The 13,551-nt window shown below is 36.9% G+C and carries 14 protein-coding genes; 10 read left to right on the forward strand and 4 right to left on the reverse strand.

All coding sequences use genetic code 11. The features are described 5' to 3' along the window. Positions 1 to 290 precede the first annotated feature (290 nt). From BXY58_RS01795 to BXY58_RS01835, 9 genes are all read left to right on the forward strand, one after another. Positions 291 to 1,304 carry a TerC family protein gene (locus BXY58_RS01795; protein ID WP_120212091.1) on the forward strand — a complete coding sequence of 338 codons (1,014 nt, stop codon included), beginning with the start codon at positions 291 to 293 and terminating at the stop codon, positions 1,302 to 1,304. A gap of 258 nt (positions 1,305 to 1,562) precedes the next feature. Further along, positions 1,563 to 3,206 carry a glucose-6-phosphate isomerase gene (pgi, locus tag BXY58_RS01800; protein ID WP_120212092.1) on the forward strand — a complete coding sequence of 548 codons (1,644 nt, stop codon included), beginning with the start codon at positions 1,563 to 1,565 and terminating at the stop codon, positions 3,204 to 3,206. Positions 3,207 to 3,281: 75 nt separating this feature from the next. Beyond that, complete coding sequence (locus BXY58_RS01805) at positions 3,282 to 4,166, forward strand: bifunctional 5,10-methylenetetrahydrofolate dehydrogenase/5,10-methenyltetrahydrofolate cyclohydrolase (RefSeq protein ID WP_120212093.1); 885 nt, start codon at positions 3,282 to 3,284, stop codon at positions 4,164 to 4,166. Continuing rightward, on the forward strand, positions 4,159 to 4,791 hold the full coding sequence (locus tag BXY58_RS01810) for a 7-carboxy-7-deazaguanine synthase QueE (protein ID WP_120212094.1): 633 nt from the start codon (positions 4,159 to 4,161) through the stop codon (positions 4,789 to 4,791). Before BXY58_RS01805 ends, BXY58_RS01810 begins: the two co-directional genes overlap by 8 nt. A 9-nt stretch (positions 4,792 to 4,800) precedes the next feature. Continuing rightward, positions 4,801 to 6,171, forward strand: a complete 1,371-nt coding sequence (locus BXY58_RS01815) for an exopolysaccharide biosynthesis polyprenyl glycosylphosphotransferase (RefSeq protein ID WP_120212095.1) — start codon at positions 4,801 to 4,803, stop codon at positions 6,169 to 6,171. Between the two features lie 30 nt (positions 6,172 to 6,201). Beyond that, positions 6,202 to 6,954, forward strand: a complete 753-nt coding sequence (locus tag BXY58_RS01820) for an MlaE family ABC transporter permease (protein ID WP_120212096.1) — start codon at positions 6,202 to 6,204, stop codon at positions 6,952 to 6,954. Beyond that, positions 6,954 to 7,757, forward strand: coding sequence for an ABC transporter ATP-binding protein (locus BXY58_RS01825; protein WP_120212097.1), 804 nt, complete (start codon positions 6,954 to 6,956; stop codon positions 7,755 to 7,757). The genes BXY58_RS01820 and BXY58_RS01825 overlap by 1 nt, the downstream gene beginning before the upstream one ends. 7 nt (positions 7,758 to 7,764) lie before the next feature. Continuing rightward, the gene (locus BXY58_RS01830; protein ID WP_120212098.1) at positions 7,765 to 8,388 is read left to right on the forward strand and encodes an outer membrane beta-barrel protein; all 624 of its coding nucleotides are present in this window, start codon (positions 7,765 to 7,767) and stop codon (positions 8,386 to 8,388) included. Positions 8,389 to 8,606: 218 nt separating this feature from the next. Further along, positions 8,607 to 9,452 (forward strand): AraC family transcriptional regulator, encoded by an 846-nt coding sequence (locus tag BXY58_RS01835; protein WP_120212099.1) that lies wholly within the window; start codon positions 8,607 to 8,609, stop codon positions 9,450 to 9,452. Here BXY58_RS01835 and BXY58_RS01840 read toward each other — a convergent pair. From BXY58_RS01840 to BXY58_RS01855, 4 genes are all read right to left on the reverse strand, one after another. Continuing rightward, positions 9,449 to 9,721 (reverse strand): hypothetical protein, encoded by a 273-nt coding sequence (locus tag BXY58_RS01840; protein ID WP_120212100.1) that lies wholly within the window; start codon positions 9,719 to 9,721, stop codon positions 9,449 to 9,451. The two genes, BXY58_RS01835 and BXY58_RS01840, sit on opposite strands and share 4 nt — an antisense overlap. Positions 9,722 to 9,756: 35 nt before the next feature. After that, complete coding sequence (locus BXY58_RS01845; protein WP_120212101.1) at positions 9,757 to 10,563, reverse strand: M48 family metallopeptidase; 807 nt, start codon at positions 10,561 to 10,563, stop codon at positions 9,757 to 9,759. A gap of 50 nt (positions 10,564 to 10,613) precedes the next feature. Further along, positions 10,614 to 11,669, reverse strand: a complete 1,056-nt coding sequence (gene thiL / locus BXY58_RS01850; RefSeq protein WP_120212102.1) for a thiamine-phosphate kinase — start codon at positions 11,667 to 11,669, stop codon at positions 10,614 to 10,616. A 64-nt stretch (positions 11,670 to 11,733) separates the two neighbouring features. Next, on the reverse strand, positions 11,734 to 12,237 hold the full coding sequence (locus tag BXY58_RS01855; protein ID WP_120212514.1) for an acyl-CoA thioesterase: 504 nt from the start codon (positions 12,235 to 12,237) through the stop codon (positions 11,734 to 11,736). A gap of 68 nt (positions 12,238 to 12,305) precedes the next feature. Here BXY58_RS01855 and BXY58_RS01860 point away from each other — a divergent pair, with 68 nt between their 5' ends. Beyond that, positions 12,306 to 13,520 carry a BaiN/RdsA family NAD(P)/FAD-dependent oxidoreductase gene (locus tag BXY58_RS01860; RefSeq protein WP_120212103.1) on the forward strand — a complete coding sequence of 405 codons (1,215 nt, stop codon included), beginning with the start codon at positions 12,306 to 12,308 and terminating at the stop codon, positions 13,518 to 13,520. Positions 13,521 to 13,551: the final 31 nt, after the last annotated feature.

A 13,551-nucleotide genomic window follows, 5' to 3' on the forward strand; every position in this document is an offset into this window, starting at 1 on the left:
CTTAATATTTGATTTTAAGGATCTTAACAGGTTATCATTTAACATAATATCAATGCTTGTATATCCCTTGTATATCCTTTCTTCGATAGTTGTATATCCATTCTATATCCGTTGTATATCCTTTGTTCGATGCTCGTTCGATAAGAGACTGTGTGGTATCAATTATAAGATAACAATTGCATTATTAAAAATCGTAGATTTGATCCCGTTTATGACTGTCTGAATTGGCAATGAAATTATGAAGACAGAATTAATGGATATAGCTTTGACAAATAAATAAATTAAAAGATATGGATAAGAGTGTTATCGATTTGCACCCAGGTCTTGTAACAGGATTTGCCGTAGTAGTCATTATTATGCTATTATTGGATCTTGGCGTTTTCAACAAAAAAGCGCACGAAGTGTCTTCCAGAGAAGCGACAGTCTGGAGCGTTGTATGGATTTCTCTATCCATGATTTTTTCAGGTGTTGTGTATTGGGTTTTCAATCAGGATGCAGGCGGACACGCTCTGGCAATTGAAAAATTCACCCAGTTCCAAGCCGCTTATTGGATAGAAAAAGCGTTGTCGGTTGATAATCTTTTTGTATTCATTCTCGTCTTTGGGTTTTTTAAAGTTCCAAGACATCTGCATCACAAAGTCTTGTTTTGGGGAATTATCGGGGCGTTGATTTTCAGAGCGATTTTCATCTTCGCAGGTGTTGAGTTGATCGATTTGACTTATCTGCCAGAAATGAATGTTTTCGGACATCCGGTTAGAATCAATGTGGTTATGACACTTTTTGGATTGTTTTTGGTCTATGCAGGCATCAAATCCTGGGGTGGCGGAGACGATGACGATGAACAGGATTACAGCGAAAGTGCGGGTGCAAAATTAATCAAAAGCTTCTGGAAAGTTTCCGATAACTATGATGGAGACAAGTTCTTCACTGTACAAAACGGAATCAAAATGGCAACACCACTTTTGGTTGTAGTTGCAGTAATTGAGTTCACGGATGTATTGTTTGCAGTGGATTCTATTCCGGCAATCTTTGCCATTTCAAAAGATCCATTTATTCTTTATACGTCTAACATTTTTGCGATTTTAGGATTGAGATCATTGTATTTCTTGCTATCCAACTTCATCCATATGTTCAGCAAATTACCTTACGGATTAGCAATAATTCTAAGTTTCATTGGAGTGAAGATGTTGATCTCGCCTTGGTATCATATTTCGTCTCCGGTTTCATTGGGAATTGTTGGGGGGATTTTGATTTTATCAGTGTTGATTTCAGTAATGTTTCCAGAGAAAGAAGAAGCAAAATAGAAAATTTCAAAAAAGCTAAGATTAGCTTCTGTATAAAACAACGAGAGTGATATCTAATACCACTCTCGTTTTTTTTTGACCTAATTATTTGTCAAAAACGATAAGTCAAAATTTAGAAATTTTCATCATTCTTTTATTGCAAAACAATTGTCATATTATGTTAAAAACAATTTAAATTCAAGTGGCTTATTTTTCGTAAATTTGCAGGTCTTATAAGAATTTCTTGTAAGCTTGATTTTAAATTTAAAACTTTAAAGAATGTTACCAAAAATAAATCCTATCCAGACTGCTGCTTGGAAAGCTTTAGATCAACAATTTGCCAATAATGATTTTGAGTTGAGAACTTTGTTCCAGTATAATCCGAATCGTTTTCAGGAATTTTCATTAGAAACAGAAAATTATCTTTTTGATTATTCTAAGAATTTGGTTGATGCTAAAACTTTGGATTTATTACTTCAATTGGCTGAAGAGACTCAGTTGAAAGAAGCGATCAGAAAAATGTTTTCTGGTGATAAAATCAATGAGACAGAAGGTAGAGCAGTTCTACATACGGCTTTGAGAGATTTTTCTGATAAAGAAATTTTAGTTGATGGGGAAAATATCAAACCTGCAATTAAGAAAGTTCTGGATCATATGAAGACTTTTTCAGAATCCGTAATTTCTGGTTCTCATAAAGGTTTTACAGGTAAAGAAATTACAGATGTTGTGAATGTAGGAATCGGAGGTTCTGACCTTGGTCCAGTGATGGTTTGTTCTGCATTGAAGCATTTCAAAACAAGATTGAATGTTCATTTCGTTTCCAATGTGGACGGCAATCATATGGCAGAGGTTGTTAAAGATCTTAATCCGGAAACAACTTTGTTCATCATTGCTTCCAAGACTTTTACGACTCAGGAAACAATGACGAATGCGAATTCTGCAAAAGAATGGTTCCTGAAATCTGGTGCTAAAGATGAAGATGTTGCCAAACATTTCGTAGCATTATCAACCAATATCGAAGCTGTAAAAAAATTCGGAATTGCAGAAGAAAATATCTTCGAATTTTGGGATTGGGTTGGTGGCCGTTACTCGCTTTGGAGCGCGATTGGACTCAGCATCGTTTTGTCTGTTGGTTATGAAAACTTCGAACAACTGTTGAAAGGTGCAAACGATACAGACGTTCATTTTCAAACTAAAGATTTTAAAGAAAATATTCCTGTTTTGATGGGTGTTTTAGGCGTTTGGTACCGTAATTTTTATGCGGCTGGAACTTATGCGATTTTGCCTTATTCTCAGTATCTTGACCGTTTTTCAGCTTATCTTCAACAAGGTGATATGGAAAGTAACGGTAAATCAGTAGACAGAAATGGCGAGTTTGTAACTTATGAAACAGGACCAATCATTTGGGGAGAACCTGGAACCAATGGTCAGCATGCGTTTTATCAATTGATTCACCAAGGAACAGAATTGATTCCGGCAGATTTCATTGCTTATGCCAAATCACCGAATGAAGTTGGTGAACATCAGGATATTCTATTAGCTAATTATTTTGCTCAGACAGAAGCTTTAGCTTTTGGAAAGACTCACGAAGAAGTTTATGAGGAACTAAAAGCATCCGGAAAAACGGAAGAAGAAATTGAGAAATTATTGAATTATAAAATATTCGCTGGAAATACGCCGACGAACTCATTCTTGTTTAAGGAATTAACACCGTTTTCATTAGGGCAATTGATTGCTTTGTATGAGCACAAGATTTTTGTTCAGGGTGTCATCTGGAATATTTTCAGTTTTGACCAGTTCGGAGTAGAATTAGGGAAAGTTTTGGCAGGAAAAATCCTTCCGGAATTGGACACTGAAGGTCAAGTTGAAACACACGACAGTTCTACAAACGGATTGATCAATTTCTATAAATCTAACCGATAAAATATAAAAGTGAAATGTTGGGAAAGGAACATTTCATTTTTTTCAAATAAATCTAAAAAGTAAAAAGAAAGAAAAATGGCACAAATTCTAGATGGACTGAAGGTCTCAAAAGAAGTAAAGGCTGAAATTAAGCAAGAGGTGGAGAAAATTCTTGCCAACAACAGAAGAGCGCCGCATTTGGTTGCGATTCTTGTTGGTAACAATGGTGCAAGCAAAGCTTATGTGAACAGCAAAGTGAAAGATTGTGAGGAAGTTGGATTCAGTTCTTCATTGATTAAATTTCCAAGTACAGTATCAGAATCGGAATTGTTGGAAAAGATTGATGAGTTGAATAAATCAAAAGCCGTGGACGGTTTCATCGTTCAATTGCCTTTGCCAAAGCAGATTGATCAGGAAAAAATCATTATGGCGATTGATCCAAGAAAAGATGTAGATGGTTTCCATCCAGAGAATTTCGGCAAAATGGCTTTGGAAATGGATACCTTTTTGCCAGCGACACCATTCGGAATTTTGACATTATTGGAGCGATATAATATCGAAACCAAAGGAAAAGATTGTGTAATCATCGGAAGAAGTAGAATCGTTGGAAAACCAATGAGTATATTAATGGGAAGAAAAGATTTTCCAGGGAATTCTACAGTGACTTTGACCCACTCTTACACAGAGCATATAGAAGAATATACAAAAAAAGCAGACATTGTGATAACAGCTCTTGGTGATCCCAACTTCTTGAAAGGAGAGATGATCAAAGAAGGCGCAGTTATCGTAGATGTTGGGATTACTAGAGTAGATGATGATTCTGAAAAAGGTTATTATCTTGCAGGCGATGTAGATTTTGACAGTTGTGCAGAGAAAGCAAGTTGGATCACACCTGTTCCGGGAGGAGTGGGGCCAATGACGCGAGCAATGCTGATGAAAAATACCATCATTGCCTATAAAACGTCAGTTTATAATGACTAAGGAAGAAGAAGATATTTTATTAAAAGAAGGTAAAATGCTCCCGGTAATGGAGCATTTTTACACTATTCAGGGAGAAGGATTTCATGCAGGGAAAGCGGCTTATTTCATTCGTTTGGGCGGATGCGATGTGGGTTGCCATTGGTGTGATGTGAAGGAGAGTTGGGATCCAAAACTTCATCCGTTGATGAATACGGAAGAAATTGCAGAAACGGCTGCCAAATATTGTAAGACGATTGTTCTGACAGGAGGGGAACCTCTGATGTGGAACCTAGAAATCTTGACCTCGAAGCTGAAAGAATTGGGCTGCACCATTCATATTGAAACTTCTGGTGCCTACCCAATAAGTGGACATCTGGATTGGATTACACTTTCGCCTAAGAAAACAGGGCTTCCATTGGCTGATATTTATCAAAAAGCGAGCGAGTTGAAGATGATTATTTTCAATCAAAATGATTTTAAATTTGCCCAGGAACAAGGTGAAAAAGTAAATGAAAACTGTGTCCTTTACCTCCAAAGTGAGTGGAGCAAACGTGATGCGATGTATCCGAAGATCACAGATTTTATATTAGAACATCCAAAATGGAGATCTTCTATCCAAACGCATAAGTATCTGAATATTCCTTAAATTTGATTTATGCAGAGACTCCGATATTCCCGATATTTCAAAGTATTTGTGATTTTACTGGATATGATTCTGGTATCATCGGTATTTGTAATCTATTATTGGAGAAATTTCGAAGTTAAATATGATTCGGACTCGCTGGAGCAGAATATTTTATCCATTCTATTATTGTGCTTTTTCTGGTTGTTATTGAGTGGAAGAACAAGGCTTTATCATATCCCGAGAAACGTAACGTATACTATTTATCTGGAGCGGATTCTGATTCACGTTTTTTTCTTTTTCATAGGAGTTGTGATGTTGGGGAAAGTCAGTCAGAATGATTTCCTCAAAACCGAACGTTTTTATCTTGCAGGGATTTTGCTTCTGGTAGTCATTCCCATCAAAACTTTCATCTATTTCCTTTTGAAATATATCAGAAGTATCGGGAAGAACCACAGGAATGTTATGTTCATTGGCGAAAGCGCTTCTTCTACAGTTTTAAGTGATATCATCAATCAACGTAAGGATTATGGATACAGAATCTATGATTATCCCAAAGACAATTATGATCTGTCAAAAATTATAGAGTTCTGGAAAAATAATGGGATTCACACGATTTTTATTCCTTCCGAACACAGTCTGGAAAAGAGATTTGAGGACGATCTTTTCCGTCAGGCAGAACTTAATAAAGTGAAAATCTCATTAGTTCCTAATATTATTCAGAATCAGTTTTTTGAATATGAATTCAATTATATAGAAACCGTTCCGGTCTTGTCCCAAGCCAAGTATCCGTTAGACTTTTTTACGAATGTAACGATTAAAAGGTTGTTTGATATTTTATTTTCAGTAATTATTTTGGTTGGGATTTGTTCTTGGCTGTTTCCGCTTATTGCATTATTAATCAAATTGGACGGATCAAAAGGTCCCGTGTTTTTTGTCCAGAAACGATATGGTTATCACGATGAGGTTTTTGATTGTTTGAAGTTCCGAACAATGAAGGTAAACAATCAGTCTGCAGCTAAAACAACCGATTGTGATGATGTGCGAATTACCAAAGTCGGAAAATTTCTGAGAAAGACAAGTCTGGACGAGATGCCACAATTCATTAATGTTCTCAAGGGTAATATGTCTATCGTCGGACCTAGACCACATATGCTTTTGGTAGACGATTTTTATAAACCGAAGATCAGCAGATATAGCCTCAGAAGTATGGTAAAACCCGGCATTACAGGTTTGGCCCAGGTGAGCGGCTTGCGTGGAGATGAAGGTGATATGAATCTTGGAATGAAAAAAAGAATCCTTGCAGACTCATTTTATGTGAGGAACTGGAGTTTTAGTATGGATATTGTTATCATTCTGAAAACAATTTTCTTAGTAATTGTAGGGGATAAAAATGCACGCTGATATTAATCAGAAAAGAACTAATTTTGCCGTATGTTAAAACGATTTTTTGAATCTATTGGAGAATATTTCCTACTGCTGGGAAAGGCCATGAGCCGCCCACAGAAGAGAAGTGTTTATATGAAACTTTTGGTAAGAGAGTTTTATGACCTTGGAGTTAACTCTTTCGGGTTGGTATTATTCACTTCATTCTTTGTTGGTGCGGTTGTATCCATCCAGATGTTCAACAACTTCGATGCGTCATCATTTCCCATTCCTAACAGTTTTGTGGGCTATGCTACCAAAGTGGTTTTGATTCTGGAATTTTCCCCAACCATTATTTCTGTAATTCTTGCAGGTAAAGTGGGTTCCTATATTGCATCAAGTATTGGTACAATGCGGGTTACTGAACAGATTGATGCTCTGGATATTATGGGTGTCAATTCTCCCAATTTTTTGATATTGCCCAAAATTGTTGCCAGCGTTGTTTTTAATCCTATCCTGATTGCAATCAGTATTGTTGTAGGGATTTGGGGCGGCTATGTCGCCGGATTGGCAACAGGCAACTGGACCAAAGCAGATTATATCACCGGAATACAAATGTACATGCCGTCTTATTTCATTTGGTATGCCTTTATGAAAACTGCAGTTTTTGCTTTTTTAATTGCAACTATTCCTGCTTATTTTGGCTATAATGTGAAAGGCGGATCTCTGGAAGTAGGACGTGCCAGCACACAAGCTGTGGTGTGGACGATGATTGCTGTCATTATTATGAATTTATTATTAACCCAGATGTTCCTAAGCTAATGATAGAAGTAAAAGAATTAAGAAAAAGTTTCGATGATGTTGAGGTTCTTAAAGGGATTACCACGACATTCGATACAGGAAAGGTTAATCTGATTATCGGACAGAGTGGATCTGGTAAAACCGTTTTTCTGAAATCTCTTCTCAACGTTTATGAGCCATCCAGCGGAAGTATCTTGTTTGACGGACGAGATATTATGAAGATGTCCCGAGAAGAGAAGCAGGGTTTACGCTCTGAGATCGGAACCGTTTTCCAGGGCAGTGCGCTTTTTGATTCTATGAATGTGGAAGAGAACATCAGCTTCCCTTTGGATATGTTCACCAATCTGACTTACCGCGAGAAGAAAAGAAAGGTTCTGGAAGTCATAGGAAGAGTCAATCTGGACAAAGCCAACAAAAAATATCCATCCGAGATCTCCGGAGGGATGCAGAAAAGGGTGGCTATTGCCAGAGCTATTGTCAACAATCCCAAGTATCTTTTCTGTGACGAACCGAATTCTGGATTGGATCCTTATACATCTAATGTCATAGATGATCTTCTTTTGGAAATCACCAAAGAATATAATACTACCACCATCATCAACACACACGATATGAACTCTGTGATGACCATTGGTGAGAAAATCCTTTATCTGAGATTAGGCATCAAGGAATGGGAAGGGAACAAGGACATTCTGGCAACAGCGAAAAATAAAAACCTATTAGATTTCGTTTACTCATCAGAACTTTTTAAGCAGCTGAGAGAATTTATGCTGGAAAATGATCAGACAAGTTTAACACATAACAATAATAAACCCGAAAAATAAAATCAAAATGAGTAAAAAACTAATTAGTACGTTAGCTATCTTCCTAGGAGTAATGGCTTATTCGCAAGTAACTGTAGGATTGAGAGCCAATGCGCTTTTCAATACATCTTCAGCAAAATGGAAGGATATAGAAAGTACTGCTACAAGTGCCTGGGAAAGTAAAGGTGATAACAAAGCAGGATTCAATATTGGTTTAGCTGCAAAAATTGGATCTCCTGTTGGAGGTTGGTTTGTAATGCCGGAAATTTATTACACAACTTTTAAAAATACCTTGACCGTTGACGATGTAACAGTTGAAGCTAAGAATAATCGTATAGATGTTCCAGTATTGTTAGGTCATAATTTCTTGCTTGGAAAATTGGCAGCTTTTGTTGGTCCTGTAGCATCTTACAATTTATCAGGAGATAAGAACTACAATGATTTTAAAGTAGATGCGAAAAACGAATTTACCGTAGGTTATCAATTCGGAGCTCAGGCAACACTGTCTAAATTTGTTATTAATGCAAGATACGAAGGAGCTTTTTCTAAAGATTCGAGAAAAATTATAGACATTGCTACTGGAGATGAAGTCGTTCGTTACGATAATCGCCCAAGTATGTTTATTGTAGGTATTGGTTACAATTTCAACTAATCAATCGATCATAAAAAATGAGAGGGCTGGAAAATTATTTCCAGCCCTCTTCATATATAGACCTTAAAAATTCACAAAAAAATTCTCTTATGTGAGAAAACATTTTTGTAATACGAAAGTATAAGCTTTTATTCAACAAATGTTTAACTTAATAAATGAAAAATTGAACAATATTAATATGTTTTGTTTATTTTTGCTTTGAAATAATATTAACTTGAATGAAAGTTATTCTTGAACATATCCAGCCGGACGAAAATAGCTCTTTTAAAGTCTTCCATATCAAGGACGTTCCGATATCTGAACTCAACTGGCAATACCATTATCATTCTGAAATTGAGATTGTTTGTGTACTGCATGGCAAAGGTACCCGACATGTCGGTTATCACAAGAGTCATTTCGAAGACGGCGCATTAGCCTTGATTGGTTCCAATATTCCTCATTCCGGGTTTGGGCTCAATGCCACCGATCCGCACGAAGAAATCGTAATATTGTTCAAAGAAGAGATTTTATCATTGCCGGAAGGTGAGGTGGATACCGGTTCTATTAAAAAGCTTTTGGAAATCTCCAGATATGGTGTTCTTTTCTCTTCAAAAGTAAAAAACCGACTCATTCCAAAGTTGGAAGAGATTGCCAAGGCAGAAGGCTATAAACGCTATCTTTTGCTTCTGGAGATCTTATTCGATCTTTCCAAGACCGAGGATTTTGAATTGATGAACACAGAAGTGATGCCCTATACCATCGTTTCCAGAAACAGAACCAGGCTGGAAGCCGTTTTTACTTATGTTGAAAATGGTTATCAGAACGAGATCGACATTATGCAGGCAGCAGATTTGGCAAATCTCACAAAGCCCGCATTTTGTAACTTCTTCAAGAAAGCAACATCATTAACCTTTGTAGAATTTGTCAATCGTTACAGAATCGATAAGGCTTGTATCTTGTTATCCCAAGAAAAAAGCATAGCAGAAAGCTGCTATGCTACAGGTTTTAATAATATTACTTATTTCAACAAAATTTTTAAGAAATATACCAATACAACACCAGGTCAGTTTATTAAAAACCTCTAGAAACTGCCGTTATTTATATTATTTTCTGCTTTTTGTCTTTCCAATTCGGCTTTTTCTTTCTGAAGCTGTTTGAATTCTTGTCTTATTTGCGCTTGTTTTACAGCATTACCTTTGCTGACATAGCCAACCAAGCCGCCAATAATCAGTCCTATTCCAATGCCGCAAAGTGAGCCGTAAACAACTCTCAGATCAATGGCCATATCATTTAGATAAAATAGCAATGCGCCAAGACCGAATAAAATAATACCAATGACAATTAAACTTTTCATAGTTTTAAATTTTGATCTAAATTAACTAAAAAAGTTTACAATTTTCCGCCAGCAGCTTTGTAATATTCCAGTGCTTTTGGCATGTCAGCGTTTAGATCAGCAATCCTGTTCTGGGGATTAGGGTGCGTTGACAAGAATTCTGGCGTTCTGCTGCCAGTAGAAGAGGCTTCCATTCTTTGCCAGAAAGCGGTCGCTGTTCTTGGATCGTAACCCGCCATTGCCATTAATTGCAATCCCATTTCGTCTGCTTCAGATTCTTGTTTTCTTCCGTAAGCTAACAGTCCAACTTGTGCTCCGATTGGATAAACTTTTTCAAAAACGCCTGCCCATTGGCTATTAGACATTGTTCCTCCAAGAAGACTTCCTCCGTATTGAGCCAACATCGCCTGAGAAATTCTTTCGTTTCCGTGTCCTGCCAAAGCGTGCGAAACCTCGTGTCCCATCACAACGGCAACACCGTTATCATCTTTACAAACAGGCATTATTCCGGTATAAAAAGCTACTTTCCCACCAGGCATACACCAGGCATTCAATTGACTGTCTTGAATCAGATTAAATTCCCAGCTATAGCCAGTTAACGCAGATTCTCTTCCGATACTTTTGTAATATCTGTAAGCTGCATCTTTGATTCTAGCACCCACATTTTTGATACGGTTGGCATCTGCTGTTCCGGTTACAACTTTTGCTTTGGAAAGTGTTGTCCTGTATTCCGTTGCTGCTGCTGTGGCAATTTCGGAATTATTAGCAATCTGGATAGAAGATCTACCTGTAATTGGATTGGTAACACAAGCGGTTATACCTAATGCTGCAATTACAAAAGCTGAGGTTTTTAAAATTTTCATCGTTTATTCTTTAAATATAGTTGTGTTTTACAAGTTTTATTCCAAAAGATTTACTCTTTATTAAGGAAGGCATCCCAGCCTTGTGCTGTCAACGGAATCAATTGGTTTGAACCTCTTGCTACCAAAAAATTGCCTTGTTCTTCTGCCGTTGCATGACCGATGACTGTAAAGTCCGGATGATTTTTAATTTTATCAAAATCCGATGGCGAAATGGTAAATAATAGTTCGTAATCTTCCCCACCATTCAGAGTAGCCATTGCAGGATTGAGATTAAATTCTTCTGATGTATGAATGGTCGATTCATCCATCGGGATTTTTTCTTCGTATAAATGGAATCCAACTTTGGATTGATCTGATAAATGCAAAACTTCCGAAGCCAAACCATCGGAAACATCAATCATAGACGTTGGTAAAATATCCAATTCTTCCAGTTTTTTCTTGATATCCGTTCTTGCTTCCGGTTTCAATTGTCTTTCCAAGATATAATCGTAGCCTTCCATTTCAGGCTGCATATTCGGGTTTGCCAAATAGACAGAATGCTCTCTTTCCAAAATCTGAAGTCCCAGATAAGCACCACCAAGATCTCCGGTTACTACCAAAAGATCATTCGGTTTTGCACCATTTCTTTTAACAATTTTTTCTTCATTTTCAAGACCAATTGCTGTAACGCTAATCACAAGACCAGCGTTGGAACTTGTTGTATCTCCGCCAATTAAGTCCACTTTGTATCTGTTGCAAGCCAAAGCAATTCCGGCATAGATTTCTTCCAGAGCTTCAACCGGGAAACGGTTGGAAACAGCAACGGAAACCAAAATTTGAGTTGGTGTTGCATTCATTGCAGCAATATCGCTGAGGTTCACAACAACAGCTTTATAGCCCAAATGTTTCAAAGGAACATAGCCTAAATTGAAATGAACACCTTCCGCCAACATATCTGTGGAAACAACTACTTTTTGGTTTTCAGAATCGATGACAGCAGCGTCGTCACCAATAGAAACTTTGGTAGAGTTCTGAACCACAGGAAAGTTTTCGGTCAAATGTTTTATCAATCCAAACTCTCCCAACTTGGAAATAGGCGTTAATTCTTGTGATTTATCTTCGAGCATAATTTTAATTAATGATGAATTATAAATGATTAATGATAAAAGCTGAATATCATTAAAGTAAAATTTATTTAAAGTTTTCTAAAAGAGAAGCATCTATATTTTCTGGTCGGAAAGGCAAAGTTTTCAAATATTCTCTTGTGATGGTCTGCACATTTTCAGACTTGTACTCGTTCATCACTTCCATAATATCATCTGGTGGCGTTGTCGTTTTTCTCAACATCATATCAATCCAAACGCCGGTTGCTTCCGCTGTTGCACAATGCGTTCCGTCTGGCAGATAAAATTTGTGAACGAACTGATAAATTGATCCGTCTTCTGACAAAGCAGCAACTTCCAGAGCTACATAAACTGTCTGATCCGCATAGATTTCTTTGAAGAAAGAATAGCGCTCGTGCAACATTACCGGGCCAACGCCCCAACGATTCAGTTGAGTCAATCCGATTTTGTTTTTATTAAGAAAAGCCATTCTCGTTTGTGAGCAATAATCAACATAGGTTGAGTTTCCCAGGTGACGATTCGCATCAATATCACTCCATCTCACTTCAAATTTATGGTAATAAACAGACATTTTTTCGATTTTAATATTCTTCAAAATTAACCATTTGAGGTGGATATTAAAAATGTAATTTTGCAGCAATGAATTCTCAAAAAAAGAAAATAATAATTGTTGGTGGAGGTGCTGCTGGATTCTTTACTGCTGCAAACCTAGACGAAAACAAATATTATGTTACTATTCTCGAGCAAAATTCTGATGTTTTGCAAAAAGTGAAAATCTCCGGAGGCGGAAGATGCAACGTGACGCACGCTTGTTTTGATCCAAGAGAGTTGACTCAATTTTATCCGAGAGGCAATCGGGAATTACTAAGTGTTTTTACCAAATTCCAACCGGGCGATACAATGGATTGGTTCGAATCCAGAAATGTTCCTTTGAAAATCGAAAAAGATAACAGGATTTTTCCTGAGTCCGATTCTTCTCAAAGTATTATGAATGCTTTGATCAATGAGGTTCGAAATAAAAACTTTGAAGTTAAAAATCAGGTTTCTGTTACAGAAATTATCAAGGAAAATGAAACTTATTTAATTAAAACAAAACAAGGCGATTTCATAGCCGATATTGTGATTTACACAACCGGAAGTTCACCCAAGTCTTTGAAAATTATTGAGAATCTTGGGCACAAAATTGTGGAACCGGTTCCGTCCTTATTTACGTTCAATATCAAAAATGATTTGTTGAAAGACCTGCCGGGAACAAGTTTTGAAAATGCGGAAATCAGAATTCCGAGTCTGAAAACTGAAGAATCCGGACCTTTGTTGATTACACATTGGGGACTTTCTGGTCCTGCAGTTTTGAAAATTTCGGCTTGGGAAGCCAGAACTTTAGCAAAGTTGAAATATCAGTTTGAGATTGAAGTTAATTTCATTTCAAAACCAATTTCTGATGCAGAGGGAGAATTAAAAGAATTCAAAAATCAAAATCCGAAAAGATCCATCGGACAATCGAAAATATTTGATGTGACCAATCGTTTCTGGAACAAGATTCTGGAAACCAATCAAATCAATCCCGAAAAACAAATTGCTAATCTTTCCGGTAAAGAAATGGCTTTGATTCTTGAAAATCTTTGTCAGAAAAAACTATTGGTTACCGGTAAATCAACCTTCAAAGATGAGTTCGTAACGGCAGGAGGTGTTGACCTTAAAGAAGTTAACTTTAAGAATATGTCTTCCAAAATTTTGTCTGATTTTTATATTTCTGGCGAAGTTCTTGATATAGATGCAGTTACAGGAGGCTTTAATTTCCAAGCCTGTTGGAGCGAAGCTTGGTTGATTTCTCAACATCTGAACGCTTTGTAATGAAATCTTTTATTAAATTTGAAAAATAAAT

Origin of the sequence: Epilithonimonas arachidiradicis, from assembly GCF_003610695.1 — a bacterium.
GTDB lineage: Bacteria > Bacteroidota > Bacteroidia > Flavobacteriales > Weeksellaceae > Epilithonimonas > Epilithonimonas arachidiradicis.

Excerpts from the sequence above, each read along its gene's own strand:
- BXY58_RS01795 (WP_120212091.1), top strand. The coding sequence starts at position 291 with ATGGATAAGAGTGTTATCGATTTGCACCCAGGTCTTGTAACAGGATTT.
- pgi (WP_120212092.1), top strand. The coding sequence starts at position 1,563 with ATGTTACCAAAAATAAATCCTATCCAGACTGCTGCTTGGAAAGCTTTA.
- BXY58_RS01805 (WP_120212093.1), top strand. The coding sequence starts at position 3,282 with ATGGCACAAATTCTAGATGGACTGAAGGTCTCAAAAGAAGTAAAGGCT.
- BXY58_RS01810 (WP_120212094.1), top strand. The coding sequence starts at position 4,159 with ATGACTAAGGAAGAAGAAGATATTTTATTAAAAGAAGGTAAAATGCTC.
- BXY58_RS01815 (WP_120212095.1), top strand. The coding sequence starts at position 4,801 with ATGCAGAGACTCCGATATTCCCGATATTTCAAAGTATTTGTGATTTTA.
- BXY58_RS01820 (WP_120212096.1), top strand. The coding sequence starts at position 6,202 with ATGTTAAAACGATTTTTTGAATCTATTGGAGAATATTTCCTACTGCTG.
- BXY58_RS01825 (WP_120212097.1), top strand. The coding sequence starts at position 6,954 with ATGATAGAAGTAAAAGAATTAAGAAAAAGTTTCGATGATGTTGAGGTT.
- BXY58_RS01830 (WP_120212098.1), top strand. The coding sequence starts at position 7,765 with ATGAGTAAAAAACTAATTAGTACGTTAGCTATCTTCCTAGGAGTAATG.
- BXY58_RS01835 (WP_120212099.1), top strand. The coding sequence starts at position 8,607 with ATGAAAGTTATTCTTGAACATATCCAGCCGGACGAAAATAGCTCTTTT.
- BXY58_RS01840 (WP_120212100.1), bottom strand. The coding sequence starts at position 9,721 with ATGAAAAGTTTAATTGTCATTGGTATTATTTTATTCGGTCTTGGCGCA.
- BXY58_RS01845 (WP_120212101.1), bottom strand. The coding sequence starts at position 10,563 with ATGAAAATTTTAAAAACCTCAGCTTTTGTAATTGCAGCATTAGGTATA.
- thiL (WP_120212102.1), bottom strand. The coding sequence starts at position 11,669 with ATGCTCGAAGATAAATCACAAGAATTAACGCCTATTTCCAAGTTGGGA.
- BXY58_RS01855 (WP_120212514.1), bottom strand. The coding sequence starts at position 12,237 with ATGTCTGTTTATTACCATAAATTTGAAGTGAGATGGAGTGATATTGAT.
- BXY58_RS01860 (WP_120212103.1), top strand. The coding sequence starts at position 12,306 with ATGAATTCTCAAAAAAAGAAAATAATAATTGTTGGTGGAGGTGCTGCT.